The 19,592-nt window shown below is 44.3% G+C and carries 16 protein-coding genes; 9 read left to right on the top strand and 7 right to left on the bottom strand.

The features are described from left to right. The first annotated feature begins 109 nt into the window (after window positions 1-109). A complete protein-coding gene (locus WA381_RS13705; protein WP_014977392.1) occupies window positions 110-595 on the top strand; it encodes a hypothetical protein in 486 nt (161 codons plus the stop codon). 48 nt (window positions 596-643) lie between these two features. Here the strand turns inward: WA381_RS13705 and WA381_RS13710 are convergent, their stop codons facing one another. After that, entirely contained in the window at window positions 644-1,969 is a 1,326-nt protein-coding gene (locus WA381_RS13710; RefSeq protein ID WP_156086935.1) for a mechanosensitive ion channel family protein, read from the bottom strand. Between the two features lie 722 nt (window positions 1,970-2,691). Between WA381_RS13710 and WA381_RS13715 the strand changes: the two genes are divergently transcribed. Beyond that, on the top strand, window positions 2,692-4,143 hold the full coding sequence (locus WA381_RS13715) for a DEAD/DEAH box helicase (protein ID WP_156086934.1): 1,452 nt from the start codon (window positions 2,692-2,694) through the stop codon (window positions 4,141-4,143). Between the two features lie 448 nt (window positions 4,144-4,591). On the opposite strand, the gene WA381_RS13720 is transcribed toward WA381_RS13715, so the two are convergent. The 4 genes from WA381_RS13720 to WA381_RS13735 all read right to left on the bottom strand — a co-directional run bounded on the left by WA381_RS13720 (window position 4,592) and on the right by WA381_RS13735 (window position 10,443). Then, window positions 4,592-5,410 carry a thioredoxin family protein gene (locus WA381_RS13720; protein ID WP_156086933.1) on the bottom strand — a complete coding sequence of 273 codons (819 nt, stop codon included), beginning with the start codon at window positions 5,408-5,410 and terminating at the stop codon, window positions 4,592-4,594. 83 nt (window positions 5,411-5,493) lie between these two features. Continuing rightward, on the bottom strand, window positions 5,494-7,059 hold the full coding sequence (locus WA381_RS13725) for an ATP-binding protein (protein ID WP_069944948.1): 1,566 nt from the start codon (window positions 7,057-7,059) through the stop codon (window positions 5,494-5,496). Continuing rightward, the gene (locus WA381_RS13730; protein WP_069944947.1) at window positions 7,059-7,715 is read right to left on the bottom strand and encodes a response regulator transcription factor; all 657 of its coding nucleotides are present in this window, start codon (window positions 7,713-7,715) and stop codon (window positions 7,059-7,061) included. Before WA381_RS13730 ends, WA381_RS13725 begins: the two co-directional genes overlap by 1 nt. A gap of 208 nt (window positions 7,716-7,923) precedes the next feature. Next, a complete protein-coding gene (locus tag WA381_RS13735; protein WP_014950703.1) occupies window positions 7,924-10,443 on the bottom strand; it encodes a S8 family serine peptidase in 2,520 nt (839 codons plus the stop codon). A gap of 480 nt (window positions 10,444-10,923) precedes the next feature. Here WA381_RS13735 and WA381_RS13740 point away from each other — a divergent pair, with 480 nt between their 5' ends. Genes WA381_RS13740 through WA381_RS13760 form a run of 5 tightly spaced genes read left to right on the top strand, consistent with a single transcriptional unit; the run spans window position 10,924 to window position 14,578 of the window. Then, window positions 10,924-11,436, top strand: coding sequence for a curlin subunit CsgB (locus tag WA381_RS13740; protein WP_069944946.1), 513 nt, complete (start codon window positions 10,924-10,926; stop codon window positions 11,434-11,436). A 30-nt stretch (window positions 11,437-11,466) separates the two neighbouring features. Continuing rightward, on the top strand, window positions 11,467-12,912 hold the full coding sequence (locus tag WA381_RS13745; RefSeq protein ID WP_069944960.1) for a curlin: 1,446 nt from the start codon (window positions 11,467-11,469) through the stop codon (window positions 12,910-12,912). A gap of 54 nt (window positions 12,913-12,966) precedes the next feature. Beyond that, the gene (locus WA381_RS13750) at window positions 12,967-13,359 is read left to right on the top strand and encodes a CsgE family curli-type amyloid fiber assembly protein (protein WP_069944945.1); all 393 of its coding nucleotides are present in this window, start codon (window positions 12,967-12,969) and stop codon (window positions 13,357-13,359) included. Next, a complete protein-coding gene (locus tag WA381_RS13755) occupies window positions 13,359-13,808 on the top strand; it encodes a curli assembly protein CsgF (protein ID WP_014950699.1) in 450 nt (149 codons plus the stop codon). Before WA381_RS13750 ends, WA381_RS13755 begins: the two co-directional genes overlap by 1 nt. Window positions 13,809-13,816: 8 nt before the next feature. Next, window positions 13,817-14,578: a CsgG/HfaB family protein gene (locus tag WA381_RS13760; RefSeq protein WP_014950698.1), complete on the top strand. Its 762-nt coding sequence runs from the start codon at window positions 13,817-13,819 to the stop codon at window positions 14,576-14,578. Between the two features lie 35 nt (window positions 14,579-14,613). On the opposite strand, the gene WA381_RS13765 is transcribed toward WA381_RS13760, so the two are convergent. Beyond that, window positions 14,614-15,291: a helix-turn-helix transcriptional regulator gene (locus WA381_RS13765; RefSeq protein WP_014950697.1), complete on the bottom strand. Its 678-nt coding sequence runs from the start codon at window positions 15,289-15,291 to the stop codon at window positions 14,614-14,616. A gap of 274 nt (window positions 15,292-15,565) precedes the next feature. On the opposite strand from WA381_RS13765, the gene dld reads away from it, so the two are divergent. After that, window positions 15,566-17,299, top strand: coding sequence for a D-lactate dehydrogenase (gene dld, locus WA381_RS13770; RefSeq protein ID WP_069944943.1), 1,734 nt, complete (start codon window positions 15,566-15,568; stop codon window positions 17,297-17,299). A 122-nt stretch (window positions 17,300-17,421) separates the two neighbouring features. On the opposite strand, the gene lldD is transcribed toward dld, so the two are convergent. After that, window positions 17,422-18,555 (bottom strand): FMN-dependent L-lactate dehydrogenase LldD, encoded by a 1,134-nt coding sequence (gene lldD / locus WA381_RS13775; RefSeq protein WP_069944942.1) that lies wholly within the window; start codon window positions 18,553-18,555, stop codon window positions 17,422-17,424. Between the two features lie 103 nt (window positions 18,556-18,658). On the opposite strand from lldD, the gene WA381_RS13780 reads away from it, so the two are divergent. Then, window positions 18,659-19,558, top strand: coding sequence for a LysR family transcriptional regulator (locus WA381_RS13780; protein ID WP_014950694.1), 900 nt, complete (start codon window positions 18,659-18,661; stop codon window positions 19,556-19,558). The last annotated feature ends 34 nt before the right edge of the window (window positions 19,559-19,592 follow it).

Here is a 19,592-nt window from a genome sequence, read left to right on the forward strand (position 1 = left end):
TGTGTTATGAATTCTTAAAGTGATTAAAACGCCCGCGAGACCATCGCAAACCCATCTTTAATTCGATACACTGAACCTTTATTTTTCGCTTCTACAGACAATTACCACAATGGCTAGTCTTCAACGAACGTTGGTCAATTTAGAAATGCTAAGCGACGATATTAATGCACTTCACGTCGACGCACTTAATACGCACGCCCACATTAAGCTTTTACACAATGTGTTGAATGAGCTAGAGAACGCCGAGCAATTTGTTGCCTTAGAAACAGAGGCCAGTTTCCAAAAGTCGTTATCTGGCTCACTGTTTGAGAACATATTTGAACGAAAGCGTATGGTAGGTGTTTACATAAAGCTGGTGGGCTATGTTATTACAGCGTGGGAAGCGACCAATAAAGCGAATGCAATCATCAGTGAAAACTTCGATTCAAGTGCCGATAAGCGATTGGAGTTACTGCAGGTAAAAGCAATAAAAGCCAAATCTCAATTAAAAACTGTAGCGTCAGCGATGGGCAAAGAAGACTATGCAAAGTTTGTCCAGACGTTAGGTCTGTCTGCCCAAGAGTGGCAATGGGATACACTCCGCGCTAGGTTTTAGCCAGCGCGAAGGTATGACCGAAAGCGCTCATGTCATGAGCGAGTTTAGCTACGGTGTGGTATTTCGAATACCAATGCCTTGTTCGTTGATAACTCTTACTTCGCGTTGAGGGAACGGTATTTCAATGTTGTGCTCGCGTAATGTTTCAAACACAGTAAGCAGCAAATCGCCACCCACGCGGTTTTTACCATCGTCCACACCTTCCATCCAAAACTCAACGAACATGTTAACGCCAGAGTCGCCAAAGCTATCTATTTCACAGTCAGGCAGCTCTTCAAATGGAACATCATCGCCACTGATCACCTGCGGATGTTCCGATACTGCCTCTTTAATAATCTCTACCATCGCGCGGATATCAGTTTTATAGGCGACAGAAAAGTCGATGCGGTAACGTTGTTTTTGGTTTTTGTGTGTCCAGTTTATTAGCAAGGAGCTGATAAACTTTTCGTTAGGCACCAGTACATCTTTACCGTCATATGTCTCTAATACGGCATAGCGCATTTTAAATTCTCTGACGATACCTTTCTGTCCGTCTTCCAATTCAACGTAATCGCCTACGGTCAACGATTTATCCAATAGAATAATGATGCCCGAGATGAAGTTTGATGCGATGGACTGCAGACCTAAGCCTAAACCCACACCTACTGCACCACCAAACACGGCTAATGCGGTAAGATTAATTCCCATGACGTTAAGCAATAAAAGAAACACCACACAGAACAGGGTAACTTCAAACAGCTTTGCGAACACTTCTTTGGTAGAAACGTCGAGCGACTTATGGTTTCGAATAATATCTTGACCAATGGCGTTCGAGCTGCGGCCTAGCCAGAACAGCAAGCCACCAAACAATAGCACTCTTGTTACGCCATACGCTGATATTTCAACATTGCCGACTGATATTGCCATTGACTCCAATGCTGAAGTTATCAGCGGAAGCACGCCAACTAAGTGTAAAAATAGGATAGGTAAACCCACCCATCGCATAAACGCTGCAATGGTGTTGTTTTCGACAAAACCATTAATCAAGGAATTAACAAACAGCATTAGTGCTACAACAACGGCTATTTCCAATAGCCATGCATCAAACTGAAATTGCGCCCCCAACACGGTAGTAAGCTTTAGCATACTGATGGTGATAAGCGGGAATAGTGCCTCACCCAGATTGTATAAAAAGCCGTGCATAGTATGTGCGCCTTGCTGTGGCTTTTCTCGGGTAAACTTAAATGGCTTTTTTACTTGTCGTGCAAGCAAAAACGCAACGCAATAAATAATTGCGATTGTTGTAAGCTGGATAACAAAGCTGTCAGACATCACCGATGCTTTGACTAAAGCCAACTTTTCCTCAAAGTGCTGGGTTAAACTATCAACATTCATGTTTTCTACTTCACTTGTTTACCACACTGCAGCAGCGTGGATGTAATTTGAGCGTGGAATAACTGCGCGCTTTTTATCTGTTATAACAAATATGGTAAAGCTTTTTTTATCTATCCAACAGAAATTGGCTATCAAGTTGACTTTAATTTCAAAGGTTTTGAGGTGTTTTTACGTAGAAGAGTCCTGTTTAACTTGTTTTTTTAACGCACACTTTTAAAAGCTAAATTTCTTAAGGTATTGATAAATATAATTAAACTCTGTTACTTGAAAAGTTTACGTTTCTAGGTCGCAAAATTCGTATTAAATAGATATTTATCGTTTTGATAAAAATATAAATATAACAATATCTCTCCTAAAAATGAGGGAAGACAGTACGGTTTAAGACCATTCCCTTAGTGCGAAAAGCCGATGAAACTTCCCTTGCTGTTATGCTATGTAAATCGGAACTTATTAAGTGAAACGTCAGGAAAGCTCAACTAGATTTTGAACAAAAAATGCGCTGGTGGCTTTCGGCTTTTAGTGGTAGACTCCGCGCGCAATTTGTAAGAGTAAACACCTACGTTCTTTTCTTGATGTCAAACACCAATAAGCCAAGTTGGCAATGGCGTATCTCTTTAGGTTTTCCCAGTAATCTATAACCCCCACGGTTAGCAATAAAGCACTAACGCTTATACCTTTGCGGTATGCAATTTTTTATAAATACCTATGACAGGAGTTTATTAATGTCATTTACCCAATTAGGGCTCGCTGAACCCTTGTTAAAAGCTATTGAAAAACGAGGATTTAGTACACCATCACCAATCCAGGAAAAGGCAATACCAGAAGTATTGCAAGGAAAGGATGTGTTGGCAGCTGCGCAAACGGGAACAGGGAAAACTGCAGGATTTGGACTTCCTATTTTACAGAGATTGATGGAAGGACAACCTGTATCTGGCAACAATGTTCGGGCACTTATCTTAACACCCACGCGAGAACTTGCTGCTCAGGTAGAAGAGAGCATCAGAGCGTTCAGCGAGTTTTTGCCGTTAAAAACTGCCGTGGTATTTGGTGGTGTAGGGATTAATCCTCAAATGATGAAGCTGCGTAAAGGTGTGGATGTGTTAATTGCTACGCCTGGACGATTGCTTGACCTCTACCAGCAAAACGCTGTTAAGTTTTCTCAGCTTGAAGTGTTGGTATTGGATGAAGCCGACAGAATGCTTGATATGGGCTTTATTCACGACATTAAGAGAGTATTGAAGCTATTGCCACAAGAGCGTCAAAGCTTACTGTTTTCAGCCACGTTTTCTGATGAAATCACTGCGCTGGCGAAAACAATAACGCGCAACCCTGTGAGTATTTCAACCGCGCCAGCGAATACCACGGTAGAAGCGGTTCAGCAGCACTTAGTGACCATTGATAAATCCAAAAAAACGACCGCGCTTATTTGTCTGATCAAACAGCAGAAGTGGGAGCAGGTGTTAGTATTTAGCCGCACGAAACACGGTGCTAACCGTATTGCAGAAAAGCTAACTCGGTCAAAAATTCCAAGTGCCGCTATTCACGGTAATAAAAGCCAAGGAGCGAGAACTAAAGCGCTTGCTGACTTCAAAAATGGCGTAATTAAAGTGCTGGTAGCCACCGATATCGCAGCACGCGGTATCGACATTAGTGAATTGCCTATCGTTGTAAACCTAGACTTACCCAATACGGCAGCTGATTATGTTCACCGAATTGGTCGTACAGGGCGCGCAGGCGCTAGTGGACAGGCGTGGTCATTTGTATGTGCTGAAGAACTGCAAAACCTGAAAGATATTGAGACACTGATTCAAAAGCTGCTTCCTCGTGAAACGTTGGAAGGTTTCGAGCCTCAGCAAGCCGTGCCTGTTACCACGCTGTCTAAGCCTAAAAAGCCCAAGAAACCGAAAAAGCCGAAAGCACCACAAGGTGAGAGCGGCAGCGAAGGTAAACGAAGTGGCGAGAATAAAAAGTCGGGTCAACGTCAAGGCAACCGTAGCGGAAATGGTAATCCGCGCACAGGTAAACCGGATTCGCGCAACAATAGCGGTGGAAAGCCTGCAGGTCGAAGACGCTCAGGAAGTGAAGGAAGTGCCGCTAAACGACCAGCTAAGCGCAGAAGTAATCCGTCAAATAGCACCACTAATAATACGGCGTCAAACAGGGCAAAAGCGTAAACAGTTGAACTGCGCTTCATAAAACCGAGTTTATTAAAAAAGGGCCGTTGGAAAGGCCCTTTTTAATGTCCGTATTCTTTGTTGCGTCACCTTGATGTAGAACCTCTATACCTGCGATAACATGCCGCGATTACGAACATTTTAAATCTCGCTGAGTGGGTAATGAATTATGCGGACTGGTATTAGGGCCTATTGATCTTTGTTGTACATTTTTGCAGCGGTCTGTGTGCCATCTAGACAAGGCGAATGTTTGACGGTTTAGTGGTTCTAAATCGAGAACATTCAACGCAGTATAGATGGCACAAAGGCGCTGCCCGAAGGGGTCGTTATGGAAGCCTTTTACTCTTTGTCACAGTCCTTTAACTTAGCCCGCTAGGCTTGCAGGACTGTTTCGCGATTAAAAGGCTTCCATTTAGACCAAAATTCGTACACCAAAGGTCAACAGGCCCTAATTATGTTCCCACGAAAACGGATTGTAGTGTCGCAATGCTGGCGTGGTGTTGACTCCGTTGCCATTCTCAGAATCTAACGTAAGCTCGGCGCGCTTTATCAGCGTTTTTTGCAGTTCAGTGCGAAACCCTTTGGTCTCTTTCCATAGCTCGTTTAGCCCTTGTGGGGTATTACCTTGTAAATCTAGCGCAAGTAGCGGACCGAGTTTGTCATAAGCGCTTTGTAATCTGAGTGCTTGCTCTTTATTGTAAGCTTCTTCTTCATCTGTCGCTTCCCAGTTAATAAACGGGGCTTTTTGCGCAGTTGTCATTGCAGGAAAGCGAGAGAAATACTGAATGTACTCCCATAAGGGAATGCTGTCAGCGCGCCCCCATATATCCATTGACGTTCTGTTTAACAATGCGCTGGTTTTAGGTTCAACCACCATTACTGTTGGTGTGGCGTAATAAATGGGGTAGTCAAATCGCTCGGTTATATTTCTTCTGTCTTCAAGTGTTCCCACATCAACAAATACGGTTTCATAATGAGCGCGTAGAATAAGGTCCATTTCCTTTGTCGCAAAACGCTCAGCTAAGCCAGTACTGTCGTGGCACCACTGAGCACCCAGAACAACCAAAAGTAATTTGCTTTGTTCCACAGCTCGCTGCTGTGCATTGACCACATCTTGATAGGGTGATGCAGACGGAGCGTAAGTGTAAGGACTTTCATTTTGAGTACTTACACAGCCATTTAACGTGGTGAAAGTGGCAATTAGGACAGCAATGTTCAGGCACTGTCTAAAAAAACGGGCTCGGCGAGTAATGAAATTTTTTTGCATACGGTTATCAAAATAGTAGTTAAATCAACAGCAATGTAGCATAAAAAGGATGCAGCGACGCACCTAAAACGCAGTAGAGTAACTTAAGCACTGTAGGGCAAAGTCAGGCAAACTCGGGTGCCTGTTGGTTTGTTCTGGGAAATATCAAACTCACCATTTATCAACTTTGCGCGTTCTCTCATCGACAGCAGGCCGAGTGTGGGTTCAGCGTTTGCTAGTTGGGCAATATGCTCAGGGATGCCGCCGCCGTCGTCAGTAACGATAAATACGGCACTGTGTTGCGCATAGTTGATATCAATGCTGAGCGACGTCGCATTGGCATATTTTATACTGTTTGTCACCGCTTCCTGCACAATTCGATAGATATGTATTTTCTGGTCTGAATCGAACGGTACTGGCGTGCCGCTAACGTTAAACGAATAATCTATGTTTGCGCGCTTGAGCGTGGTAAAAATCTCTGAACGTTGGATCACGCTTTCAATGGGAAGTGTATCAATACCGGACGGACGTAATCCCCCTAAGCTTTTCTTCATTGCGTGGTATAGAGCATCTATCTTATTGAGCATCATGTCGTTGTCGCTTTCTCTGCTATCTAACGACAGTTGAAGTTTCAAATCGACTATGCGGTGACCAAAGTCGTCGTGTAAATCCCGCGATAAGCGCTTTCGTTCATCTTCTTGCACTACCACTAATTGACTGGCCAGTGCTTGAGCGCTTTGCACCGATACTTCAAGATCCTCGTTTTTCTTCGCAAGCTTCATATTCAGCAAGGTAGATTGGTTAATTGACGCACCTAAAATGAGGCAACTTGTACATGATGCTAAGATGTAAAACTGATGCTCAATGGGAGGAAGTGCGCTCTGGTTTGCCACCACGAACGCAGTAATACCTATGAGTAAACACGAAAACGCACTGCCAACTATGGCATAGCGATACGATAAAAAGAGCGTGGGGAAAACCGCTAGATACTTAACCTGATAGCTGATGTTAATTTGTTGGGAGTAGGCATAGCTGCTCAGCATCAGCAAAACCAGCCAAGCGATTGTTGTAAGGTACAGTACTAAGTGACTCTTGGGGATAGAAGGCCGTTTATATAATGCGAAAAGAAAAGGACAAAGAACAACAATTCCTACAAAGTCACCCAATGAAAAATCAAACAAAATAGAAAGAAAAACCTCTATGCCTGTTTGCAGTTCAATAGCCCTTCTGCCCAAAAATACCGCCCCAAGAGCAACACTTATAAGAACACCAAAAGCCAACGTGGCAAGGGTGCTGGAAACATTGTCTATATAAGGTGCGCTAAAGCGACGTCTGAATAAATAAACGCATGTACAAATTACTGCGGGTGACAGCACTAAATGGACTAAATACCAACCTATGGTTCCACTTAAAAACGCCGTATTGTCGAGAATGCCACCGGGGTGAAATAAAATGAAGTGGGTTGATTTTTCTGCGATGAGTAGCAGTGGCCAGCTGTAAATTGGCAGTAGTAAAAACGCCGCCAGGCGAACTCCAGCAGGCAAATACCAGCTCACCGTACCTGAAATAATTTCAAATTGGGTGCTGAACAACCACACGCCGTGAAATAGCGCGGTATAACCTAATCCCATTAGTAAATAGGTAACGTTGAAATACCGCGTTAGATTCATCAATTTGCTTTGACTAGCGTATCGTCGTAGATAACGTCAGAAACGTCCAGGTACCCAGTTTCTAACGCAATTCTAAGTAAACCAAATTGTGAGGTTACATTGAGTTTCTTGTAAATATTAGTTCTGTGAACCATCACTGTTTTCGGGGCAGTGTCTATGTAGTAGGCAATCTGTTTTGGCTGGAATCCTTTTGCTAACAGTAAGAAAATTTCCTTTTCCCTTTCAGTAAGGATAGAGGTTAGCTGTTTATCACCGAAAGCTAACTTTTTACTAATATCTGTGCTTAGATAATTCTCGTCTTTTTCTAGAGATTCCAACGCGTCCATTAACTCTTTGGTGGCGGCATTCTTTGTAACGTAGCCATCGGCGCCGAGTTCAAGCGCTTTACTGATATAGCCTACATGATCATACATGCTCAGCATTAGGCACTTTATAAACGGCGAGTCTTTCTTGATTTTTATTAGCGTGTCGAAACCACTTTCCTGTGCTAGTGATATATCTAGAATGGCAACGTCAATATCGTCTAACGTAGCGAAGGAGGGAAGAGCATCCAGAGAGCTTACTGCATAGGAAACATGCCAGCCATACTCTTGCTCGATGAGTGTTTTAATGCCATCCCTTACAATTTCGTGATCGTCAATAATGAGTATGTGCATGAAAAAATGCTTATTATTTCTTAATGCATCAAGTGTACGTTGTATTTGGCTTATAGTGAATAAGCCGATGGCTTAGATTGGTGCTCTCTTTAATTCTCAGAATAAAAAAAGCCGGCCTATCCTTGGCCGGCAATTGCTTAACTCTTAACTGTTCAGCGTATCATTCGCCAACTGTCACGAAGAGCGCGTCAGCGATACGCAAACTACATTAAAGGTTTACAGACACTGGTGCAGAGCATGCAGAGGTTTCATCACAAACCATATAAGTATACTCACCAGGTTGAACGCCTCTGCTTCTGTCGCGATAACGTCCAGTGTTGCTTACTTCTTCAAGTAGCTCACCGTTGCGATAAATCATTACAGTATCGGCCATCGAGCCACTATATGATAAATCTACGCGTAACGAACCGAATCGAGACAGCATAGCGCGGTCAATTTCTGCAACAATGTTGCTATCTGAAACTGATACGGTTTCTGTTGATACGCCAGTTTGGCCTTCAGAGTCGGTAACCGTAAGGGTTACGTCATAGGCGCCAGTGCTCGCGTAAACATGCGTTGGGTTCTCTTCCGTTGAAGTAGAGCCATCGCCAAAGTCCCAGCTATAGCTGACAATGTCGTCATTAACGTCGTTACTGTTATTAGTAAAGCTTACTGATAATCCTGAAGCGTCATAGGTAAACGCAGAGTTAGGCGGTGTTGGGCCTACTTCACCAATACCGGTCACCACAAGGCTCCATGTGTTAACAGTGCCGTTGTCACCGTTGAACGTATCAAGCACGTTCAAGGTCCAATCGCCTGTTGCTACTTCGCCGTTAAAGGCATCAGAGTTATAGCTCTCAACGATATCATCTGTAGCGCCACCTTGATTCTGACGAAGAACGGTGGTCGTACCCTGAGGAGAGGTCAGTGATAGTACGAGATCTCCGCTATAGGTGTGTGTGATATTTACCGACGCCTGCATACCGAATACGGTTAAGTCGTCAGGAACGTTAATCACTAGGTCCACGCCGACATCGTCTGGATCTTCTTCATTCGGTAACGTAGGTACAGCATCACCAGAATACGCGTAAGGGAATTCGTTTAGTCCTTGAGGGTAAACATAAAGATTCGCTGATTTAGATTTCTCAATATCACCGCTTACACCGTTCACCGTAAAGCTGTATGGACCCCAAGGCGTATCTTCAGATGTCTCTACGGTCAGTGTTACCGTATCGCCAGGCATTGCCGAGCTTGCACTTAAAGATGCGATATCACTTGGCTCTGCAAGCGATAGCTGTACTTCTTCTTCGTAGCCAGCAATTGAACCAACTTCAATAGTGAAGGTGTAGGTCTCACCCGCTTCAATTTCAGCTGAACCAGGTGTAATGCCCAGTTTAAAACCTGGAGTTGGATCAGCTTCTTCAAGTGCGTTAAGTACATTTAGGCGGTTACCAGATACGGTGCGACCATCAGCCCATAGGCTAGTTTCACCTGTAGACATTAACAGCTCTTTCATTTCAGATGGCGTAAGTTCTGGGTTTAGTGACCACACAAGTGCTGCTGCACCCGCAACATGTGGCGTTGCCATTGATGTGCCTGAGTATGCCGCATAGCCGTTACCTGGGACTGTAGATAGGATAGCTGTACCTGGCGCCGCGATGTCTACAGTTTCAATACCGTAAGAGTAGCCGCTGTCTCCGTCAGTACGAGTGTGGCTAGCAACTGCAAGCAGACTGTTTGTTGTAGTGACATAGTTAGACGGGTAGTTATCTACGTTGTCGTTGTTTGAACCAGAGTTACCTGCCGCAGCAACAAACAAAATACCCGCTTGGCCAGCTTCTTCAATAGCAGTTTCTAGCGCTTCACTATAGCCGCCGCCACCCCAGCTGTTGTTGGTAGCTTTAATATTGATGCCGCGGTTCTCTTTAAGGTCGGTGAAGTAATCGATACATTCAATAGCGCCAGCGGTTGAACCGCCGTCAGGACCTAAGAATTTACATGCAGCGATTGACACGTCATGGTTTACACCGACCACTCCAATTCCGTTTCCGCCCACAGCGCCAATTGTCCCGGCCACATGCGTACCGTGAGAATCGTCGTCCATAGGATCAGAATCGCCGTTAAAGGCATCGATACCGTAAACATCGTCAATATAACCGTTGCCGTCATCATCAATACCGTTTCCAGCAATTTCACCTGGGTTAACCCACGCGTTATCTGCAAGGTCTTCATGATTGTAGTCAACACCCGTATCGATAACGCCGATGACCACATCGCTATCACCGGTTGTAATATCCCATGCTTCTGGCGCGTCAATATCCACATCTGCAGTACCGCCGGCTTGACCGGTGTTATTCAAACCCCATAGGTCACCATAAGAAGGATCGTTAGGTACCAGAGCTTTGCGGTACAAGAAGTTTGGCTCGGCGATTTTAACCGCAGGATTTTTCTTTAAGATTTCTATGGCGTCTTTTACAGACTTGCCACGAAGTTCCAGTTTGGCAATACGACCATTTAAAAGGTTAGAGAAGCGATCATCTACCTCATCACGGTTTGCGTCACTAATTCGTGCACCTACCGAAGAGCGAGCGCGCATCTTTTCCGCTTTGCTTACATTTTCTTTGTACACAACGATAACGCTATCGTCGAAAATTTCGGCTTTTGCGGCGTGTGCATGACTAGATACCATTAGCGGTAGAAGGGCTAATGACAGTGCTGAAAGGCCTGTTTTAAAAGGCTTTGTTTTCATAATTAGATTCCATAATTAGCAATAATGCTTTAATCACAGAACCTTCTCGTTCGGTCTGATATAACTAACGGTTAAAACTTATAACGCAAATTTAAAAACCTGCCACCCCTAACAGTAAAATTTGCTCAAAAATACTACTTAACCACTAGGAAAAAGTGAGAAGAGAAGCCCAAAGTGGTACTTAATTACTATGATTTTTGACAGGTAGTTCTGATCTCTATGTCTTAGGGGCGCGCTGTAGCAATACCCGTTAAAAGACCCTACAAAAACTAGGTGGTCTTACCAATAATTACTCGGTGCGTGAATTTTCGTCAAATCTAGCACTATGGTATTACCCATTATAAATAACTTGCTGATTTAACGTGTGCTAACTGTATTTGACCTGTAATAAATACAACTTATTGGTGATGGATTCTCGCCGTCTTAAGGAGTGTTATAGAGGGGTCACCTTTGTTGTTAATCAAGGAAGCAGTCGTTCTCATGGACAAGAAGTTAAAGGTTAAAAAGAGCCAATTTGCTAATAACGCTAAGGCATGTAGAGCCGTTGCGTTGGCAGCCATTACGGGGTGCAGTCTTCTAGCCGTAAATCTTCCTGCTTATGCTCAACAGTCCGACTTATCAACAAGCTCAGACATGGTGGAATCTTCTCTTTCAATGAGTCTGAATGCTCAAGCTATAACGATAGACGATGAAACGGTCTTCATCGCTGTTAGTCAGTTTGGGCTAAATAACATAACTAACATTATCCAAAGCGGCAACGGCGCCAACCTATCGAATGTTGTTCAAAACGGCAGTAATAACGAAGCTCTTATCACTCAGCTAGGTGAGGGGAACGTCGTTAATTTATTGCAGCAAAACAGCAATAACTATTTCGAGATTATTCAAGATGGGTTCGACAATGTGGCCAATGTTAATCAATTGGGTGAACAGTCTTTTACTGTTTACCAGATAGGGAACGAAATGGTGATTAACATCACACAATATCAAGAATGATGTGATTGCCATAGGGAGACAAATGTGAAAATGAAAAAAACAAAAATAGCGAGTGCATTGCTTTTAGTTGCAGCGACAGGGTGGGCATCGGCTCAGGAAGTTCCAGCGAGTAAGACAGTTGATTTCAGTGCTTCCGCAGATTTTATTGCTGCAGCTGAAGGCAATGAAATTACGCTAACCCAAACGGCACCAGAGGGAAATGAGGTAGGTAATGAATCTATTTTAAGTCAGGAAGGTGACTTAAATGCAATCTTTGTAGAAGTAACGGGTGACGCAAACGAAGTACTAGCTTCGCAAATGCAGTCAGGTAATACCTTCTTTGCAAGTGTCACAGGTAACGGCAACTTCTTAGAATCTGAGCAAGATAGTTTAAATAGTACAGCCAATGTCGTTGTCGAAGGTGACGATAACACGGTTTCACTTGTTCAATTAGGTGATGGCGGCCCTATCGGTTTTATTTTTAATCGCTCAATAAATAGCATTTCGGGCAGCGGAAACACGTTATCAGTGTATCAGGGCGATGGTGGTAACTGGGCTAATAATGCCATTGCGGGTAACGACAATACGGTATTTGTTGATCAAAGTGGTGACTGGCACGAATCGTATGTTCGCGAGTTAAGCGGTGATGCAAACGTTATCGATGTTATTCAAGACGGCTATTACAACGTGTCTGATTTAACCGTTATCGGATCAGAAAACGAAATTGAAATTGACCAAGATGGCGACCAGAACGCTGTGGGTTGGAGCATGGTTGGCGACGGTAATGTGCTAGAGTTTGAACAAGATGGTGATGGCAACGAGATTACCACAGGAGTATTTGAAGGCTCTGGCAATGAAGTTAATATCGATCAAATCGGTGACGTTAACTTAGCTACCGTAGAAACTATCGGCGGACAAGCGAATACGTTCGAAATTAACCAAGTGGGCGAAGGCAACACGGCTTATGCTGGCGTAATTGGCTTATTCAACGAGTTTGATTTAACTCAGGTAGGTGATGCCAATGAAATCAGCACAGTTAATTTCGATGGCCTGTTTAACACCGTTGAAATTGAGCAAGATGGCGATGCCAACTTGGCGTTAGCACAAGCTGGTATTGGTGATGCAACTTACTACGCTGATGGCAACATCATTGAAATGTCTCAAGAGGGTGTTGAAAATACGGCATCAGTTGAGTTGGCAAGCAACGTTACATCAAGCTACAACGAAATTATGGTTTCGCAAACGGGCGAGCTTAACTTACTAGACCTATTGGTTAACGGTGACGACAATATTGTTAGTGTTATGCAAGAAGGCGTAGGAAACTGGGTAACAGACGACGCAGGTGGTCAGTTCGTTATTTCTGGTGATATGAATACATTTGAAGTTACGCAAATGGGTAACGATAACTTAGTTACAGGTAGTATCACTGGCAACGGCGGCACAGTAAGTGTTACGCAGGTTGGTGACTACAACGTAGCTACCGTTGTTCAGATGTAAACCTACAGATGTAAAAATGAGTAGCCGGGCGTTTGCCCGGCTATATTCAGTAAAATGAAGTACTTGTATTGTTTCTCTCTTATCACACTGCTTTTTGGTGTGTTCTTTTCTCCGATTCACGCAGAAGAAATTCGGCTAGGTGGACTGTTGCTCGATAACAGTATTAGCCGCCAAGGCCACGAGTTTGCCTCTCGCATTAGCCAATACTGGCGAGAAGTCCCAGACAGTTCGGGTAAGAACCTTGTTGTTAAAGAAATTATTGTGCCACAAGCGGGTACTCTTCTTTCGGTGATTTACGACAATAGAGTGGTTTATCAAACGTACATGGGGCGCAGACAAGTACCGTTAGATGAAAAAGTACAGCAAGCCATCATGTTAGTTTTAGACGCGGTGGCAAACGCGAGTATAGACAGTAGAAGCCCAGATTTAGCAGGGGACGAATGGTAATGAAAAAAGGGATATTGATAGCAGCCTTAATCGCGACTGGCTCGTGGACTTCAGCTAGTGTGAAAGCAACAGAGTTGGTGTATGAACCGATCAACCCGTCATTCGGTGGTAATCCACTTAACGGATCATTTCTATTAAGCAAGGCGAATTCACAAAACGCTCATACAGCGCCTTACAGTGAGCGCTCCTATGACGAACGCCTTCAAGAATCACTCGAACGCGCCTATATCAATCGTATAGTCCGCGAAATCACAGACATCGCATTCGGTGAACAAGAATATGATGAAGATGGAAACCCGATAGACAGCATATTCAATCAGGATAGTATTTTTGTTAGTGGTGACTTTCAGGTAGAACTAATAACGAGTAATCCTGACAGCATTGTTGTGAACATTACTAACTTACTGACAGGTGAGGTTACTGTCGTTGAAATTCCACGGTTTGGGTAGGGAAATACATGAGAAGTACCGTTTTTTTAATAGTGGCCATGGCGCTTGCAGGATGCCAGTCCATCACTAATACGCTGCCGCCAGATACAACGGCCGCTGATGTAATTAAAGACAGTGCCACATTGTCTGAAGTAAAAAGCTTGCCAGCGCCTATGGGACAAATTCCGGTTTCTGTATATGCGTTTAGAGACCAGACCGGGCAATATAAACCTAGCACTGGGGCAAGTTCGTTTTCTACTGCGGTGACTCAAGGCGCAACCTCTATTCTTGTTCAGACCTTAAGCGAGACATCGTGGTTTTTACCTGTGGAGCGTGAAGGGCTGCAGAACATTCTTACCGAACGCAAAATAATTAGAGCCGACGAAAGCAGCGGAGGCGATTTGCCGCCACTCACGACAGCTAGAATTATTATAGAAGGTGGGATAATTAGCTACGATACCAACATTCGTACCGGCGGCGCTGGTGTAGAGTACTTTGGCATTGGAGCGAGTGAGCTGTTTAGGGAAGATCAAATTTCCATTTACATGCGTGCAGTTGACGTGAGAACAGGTCAAGTACTGGTGTCGGTTTCAACATCTAAGAAAGTACTAAGCCAGGAGGTGAGAGCAGGCCTGTTTAGGTATGTTTCGCTTAAGCGCTTGCTTGAAGCAGAAACGGGCTACACGACTAATGAACCCATGTTCGAGTGCGTTAAACAAAGCATAGAAAAAGCGGTGACTGAGTTGGTGCTACAAGGAATGGAGAAAGGCGTATGGCGCGCAAAAGCGTAAGCGCCATACGCAATTAAATTCAATGGATTATCAGTTTAGATGCTTACTTGTTGTGGTTGGCTAAACTGATGATCGAACCACTTTATAAGCTCAACGCGATTTCGGCAGTCCGTCTTTCTAAATATGCTGTAAACGTGAGTTTTCACCGTATTTACGCTGATGTGTAAGCAGTCTGCAATCTCCTGATTTTGGGCACCATCTGCAATTTTGCGTGTGATGGCCAACTCCCTCTTGGTCAGCACAGTATGTGACGATTGAAGTGCAGCAACGGGTTTTGCTTTAGACACTAAATTGGCATCAATATAGCGACTCATAATCTCGCGACTGAACCATTTGTTGCCCGCCTGAACTTGTTGAACACCGCGAACCAGAAGTTCTAAGCTATCTTCAATATGGAAAATACCATTAATACCATGTTGCAGTGCCGCATAATGAAAATCGACGTCAGACTCTGGCACGTTGAAAATGACTTTGTTCAACTCTGGGTTATCGTTGACTACAGGCAAGTTGAGCATAGCGGCAGAGTCACAATACTGCGCATCGATAAAGAAGGTATAGGTGTTGTTAAGCACGCTTCGAGGTGGATGAATCGCACCGGTTGTGACGACAAATCCACATGACGGCAAAATACTTAGGAATCGTTCGTAAGCCCCATCCCTTCTAGTATTTTCTGAAAAACTTTTTCTTGTTAAAACGAACGCTTGATGTGACATGAAAGCTCCTTTTCGTGTCTATCAACCTTACGAACTATACATTGGCTTTACAATACTCCTCTGGTCTAACTTGCTCCTCCAAAGTGTAACAAAATGTAACAGTGAAAAATGCCTGTAAGTTTTGCTTAAATGCTAGAGCCTCTAAGTGTTCAACGAATTAAATATAAGTAAATTATCTCGATAAAAGCGGCTTGCCCCCTTTGTTAATAATGGTGTTAGTGTATAGTTCAACACCAAGTCATTCCTTCCATTATTTCAATACACAGAGAGAACCATGACCGTAAACGTTGACACTCAGTCTTTGATTGCATCAATGCGCGATGTAGTAGGGCAGGCCTATTTGTTAACTGATAAAGCGAAGAAGCAGCCTTACACTAAAGGGTTTCGTTTTGGTGCGGGCGAAGCGCTTGCGGTAGTGCGCCCAGGAACGCTTGTCGAAATTTGGCGTGTGCTTAAGCTGTGTGTTGAAGCCGACGTTGCGGTTATTATGCAGGCGGCCAATACAGGGTTAACGGGTGGCTCTACGCCAGATGGTAAAGATTACGACAGGCCTCTCGTTATTATCAGTACTATGCGTATTGATGATATTCAGTTAGTTGACAACGGAAAGCAGATCGTTGGCTTAGCGGGGAGCACCTTGTTTGGATTGGAAGAGACGCTTGCGCCTTATGGTCGCGAACCTCACTCTGTGATTGGTTCTTCATGTATTGGCGCATCGATCGTGGGGGGAATATGTAACAATTCAGGTGGTGCTTTGGTCAAGCGAGGCCCTGCCTATACTGAATTAGCGCTTTTTGCCCAAATCGACGCTAATGGCAATCTATCTTTGGTAAACAATCTGGGGATTAACCTAGGTAGTGAGCCAGAAGAAATTCTGAATAGTCTTGAGAACAAACGTTACAAAGAAGCTGACGTTCAGCACCCTGACGCTCGTGCATCAGACAACGAGTATGATGAACGAGTTCGAGACGTTGATTCAGACACACCTTCGCGCTTCAACAATGACGGCAGAAGACTTCATGAAGCTTCAGGCTGTGCGGGTAAGCTTGCCGTGTTCGCAGTGAGGCTAGACACCTTTCCTATTCCTGAGAAGAAGCAGGTATTTTATGTGGGGTCTAATGACGCCGCCGTGTTTACCCAAGTGCGTCGCGACATACTCTCTACTTTCAAGAACTTGCCTGACTCGGGTGAGTACCTTCACCGTGACTGCTACGACGTATCAAAGAAATACGGTAAAGATATGTTTATCGTTATCAGCAAGCTTGGCGCCAAATTTATTCCTAAGCTGTTTGCATTTAAGCGCAAATTTGACGCATTTACTGACAAGCTGGGCTTCTTACCCAACAAAATGTCAGATCGCGTTATGCAGTATATGAGCTACGTTTTTCCTAACCACTTGCCTAAGCGAATGGAAGAGTACAGAGACAAGTATCAGCATCATTGGATATTGGAGATGAGCAACGACGGGGTAGATGAGGCCAAAGCCTACCTTGATGCTTTCTTTAAAACCAATGAAGGTAGTTATTTTGAGTGTACAGAAGAAGAAGCTGATAAGGCTATTTTGCATCGCTTTGTTGCTGGTGGCGCGATAGGTCGTTACCACGTGATGCACAGCAAAGACGTGGGCGCTATGATGACCATCGATGTTGCACTTCGCCGCAACGATCCCGACTGGTTTGAAGTGCTGCCTAAAGAAATAGACGACCAGATAGACACAAAACTGTATTACGGCCATTTATTCTGCCACGTAATGCACCAGAATTACGTGTTGAAAAAAGGGGCGGATGCCAAATTGTTAAAGGGTAAAATTCTGGAAACGTTCGATGCGAGAAGCGCTGAATACCCAGCAGAGCACAATGTGGGACACGAGTACTTTGCAAAAGATGCGCTGAAAAACTTTTACCGAGAATTAGACCCAACCAATAGTTTTAACCCGGGAATAGGCAAAACCACCAAACTTAAAAATTGGGCTGAGCATGATGGAAGTTGTTGTGGTGGGCATCATTAAGCGCAAACAACGCCTCCAGCCACTTGTGCATTGGTAAAAGAGCCATAAAAAATGCAGTGACCCCCAATAGTTGGACTATGCAATTACTGGGGGTCTTTTTAGTGGCCTTGGTGCCAGCGATACTAAAAAGCGAGAGAGTCGAGGTTAAGTTCACTGACTGATTTTGCACCGCATAGTGTCATCGCGACATGCATTTCCTGTTTGTACAGATCGAGTAAGTTCTCTACCCCTTGTTTGCCCTCAGCAGCAAGTGCATAAATAAAAGAGCGCCCTAGTAAAGTACAATCGGCACCTAGTGCCAGCATTCTCACCACGTCCAAGCCGTTACGAATACCTGAGTCTACGAAGATACTTAGATCGCCTTTCACCGCGCTAGCAATCGCTGGAAGAGCCTTAGCGGTAGAAAGCACGCCATCTAGCTGACGACCGCCGTGATTGGATACTACAATGCCTTCTGCGCCAAAACTCAGCGCATCTTTGGCATCTTGTTCAGTTAAAATGCCTTTGATAATCATTGGGCCGTCCCAAAACTCTCTGATCCATTCTAAGTCTTTCCAACTGATAGACGGATCGAAATTGGCGCCCAACCAGCCAATATAGTCTTCCAACTGGGTCGGTTCGCCACGATAAGTAGAAATGTTGCCAAGATCATGAGGCTTACCGAATACGCCTACATCAAATGCCCAACGAGGATGGGTCATCGCTTGCAGTACGCGACGGCTTGCAGCAAATGGCCCACTCATACCGGAGTGTTTATCGCGATAGCGAGCCCCTGGTACAGGCATATCTACGGTAAAAACCAACGTTGTTACACCCGCTGCTTTGGCGCGCTCCAGAACATTCTTCATAAAGCCGCGATCGCGAAGCACATAGAGCTGAAACCACATTGGACGTTCAATGGCTGGTGCGACTTCTTCAATAGGACATACTGACACCGTCGACATGGTAAACGGGATGCCTTTGTTTGCTGCCGCTTTAGCGGCTTGGACTTCACCACGTCGCGCATACATTCCGGTTAATCCCACGGGAGCAAGGGCAATAGGTAAAGCCAATTGTTCACCAAAGACCGTTGTAGAAAGGTCAAGCGACGACATATTTCTCAGCACTTGCTGCTTTAATGCAATGTCAGCCAAGTCAGTTTCATTGCGTTTAAGTGTATGCTCTCGATAGGCACCACCATCAATGTAGTGAAATAGGAACGGCGGTAATATTTTTTGCGCAGCGCGTCGATAATCAGTCGGCGATGAAATAATCATGTCTTTAATCGATTGTAATTAACTTGATAAAAATATAACGTTTCTCGCCTTAGGGATATACGGCAACAATGAAATTTATCTTTTCCAAAAGTGAAGTAATAACGTGAGAGCAGACGATTTAATTCTCTTTGCACAAATTGCGGAGATGGGCAGTTTTAGCAAAGTGGCAGAGGCGAACAACATTACCAACTCGGTAGTCAGTAAGCGAATAGCAAAGCTTGAAAAAGAGCTGGGAACGCAGCTTTTGTATCGCACTACTCGCAAACTCACGCTTACCGAAGCGGGTCAAGCTTTGAAGCAAGGCGCCATGAATGTAAAGGCGTCCACGCAGGAAGCTATCGACACAATTTCTGGATACAGTGAACAAATATCCGGGCACATTAAAATGTCGGTTCCAACGATTTCGGGCGATTTACTGTTAGCCGATGCGGTAGCTGAGTTTTGTACACTTCATCCAGGGTTAAGCGTTGATATGTCTCTGGATAATCGATTTGTAAATTTAGTCGAGGAAGGGTTTGATCTTGTTATTCGAACGGGGTATTTGGAAGACTCAAGTCTGATCGCGCGGCACTTTTTAGATTCCCATTGGGTGGTTTGCACATCGCCGGATTACATTAGACGAAAGGGCAGGCCCAAAGCACCTGAGGATTTGAGCTTTCACAACTGTTTGTTGTATTCCTACCACACATCCGGTGCAAGGGAGTGGGAGTTTACGTCGTCTCAAGGCAGTTACACCATCACCGTAGATGGCGCATTTTCAAGTGACAATGCAGGGGCGCTTCGCAAAGCAGCTCTTGCTGGTAGAGGTATTGCCTACGTACCTAAATGTTTGGTATTCGAAGATTTATGTAATGGAACACTGGTCGATTTGTTTCCAGAGCGGGTAGGTAAGGTGTTAGGCGTTTATGCCGTTTATCCTTACAGCCGCCAGCCATCTCGAAAAATTAAGCTGTTAATTGAACATATCAGGCAGCGCTATTTATCTATGTCTGATTATTTTTGATACGCCAACGCTATTGAGTGTTGGCGTTAAAGTA

The sequence above is a fragment of the Alteromonas sp. CH_MED4-4 genome (genome assembly GCF_037029575.1).
GTDB lineage: Bacteria > Pseudomonadota > Gammaproteobacteria > Enterobacterales > Alteromonadaceae > Alteromonas > Alteromonas macleodii.

Excerpts from the sequence above, each read along its gene's own strand:
- lldD (WP_069944942.1), bottom strand. The coding sequence starts at position 18,555 with ATGATTATTTCATCGCCGACTGATTATCGACGCGCTGCGCAAAAAATA.
- WA381_RS13755 (WP_014950699.1), top strand. The coding sequence starts at position 13,359 with ATGAAAAAAGGGATATTGATAGCAGCCTTAATCGCGACTGGCTCGTGG.
- WA381_RS13705 (WP_014977392.1), top strand. The coding sequence starts at position 110 with ATGGCTAGTCTTCAACGAACGTTGGTCAATTTAGAAATGCTAAGCGAC.
- WA381_RS13735 (WP_014950703.1), bottom strand. The coding sequence starts at position 10,443 with ATGAAAACAAAGCCTTTTAAAACAGGCCTTTCAGCACTGTCATTAGCC.
- WA381_RS13760 (WP_014950698.1), top strand. The coding sequence starts at position 13,817 with ATGAGAAGTACCGTTTTTTTAATAGTGGCCATGGCGCTTGCAGGATGC.
- WA381_RS13725 (WP_069944948.1), bottom strand. The coding sequence starts at position 7,059 with ATGAATCTAACGCGGTATTTCAACGTTACCTATTTACTAATGGGATTA.
- WA381_RS13750 (WP_069944945.1), top strand. The coding sequence starts at position 12,967 with ATGAAGTACTTGTATTGTTTCTCTCTTATCACACTGCTTTTTGGTGTG.
- WA381_RS13710 (WP_156086935.1), bottom strand. The coding sequence starts at position 1,969 with ATGAATGTTGATAGTTTAACCCAGCACTTTGAGGAAAAGTTGGCTTTA.
- WA381_RS13730 (WP_069944947.1), bottom strand. The coding sequence starts at position 7,715 with ATGCACATACTCATTATTGACGATCACGAAATTGTAAGGGATGGCATT.
- WA381_RS13715 (WP_156086934.1), top strand. The coding sequence starts at position 2,692 with ATGTCATTTACCCAATTAGGGCTCGCTGAACCCTTGTTAAAAGCTATT.
- WA381_RS13765 (WP_014950697.1), bottom strand. The coding sequence starts at position 15,291 with ATGTCACATCAAGCGTTCGTTTTAACAAGAAAAAGTTTTTCAGAAAAT.
- WA381_RS13740 (WP_069944946.1), top strand. The coding sequence starts at position 10,924 with ATGGACAAGAAGTTAAAGGTTAAAAAGAGCCAATTTGCTAATAACGCT.
- WA381_RS13745 (WP_069944960.1), top strand. The coding sequence starts at position 11,467 with ATGAAAAAAACAAAAATAGCGAGTGCATTGCTTTTAGTTGCAGCGACA.
- dld (WP_069944943.1), top strand. The coding sequence starts at position 15,566 with ATGACCGTAAACGTTGACACTCAGTCTTTGATTGCATCAATGCGCGAT.
- WA381_RS13720 (WP_156086933.1), bottom strand. The coding sequence starts at position 5,410 with ATGCAAAAAAATTTCATTACTCGCCGAGCCCGTTTTTTTAGACAGTGC.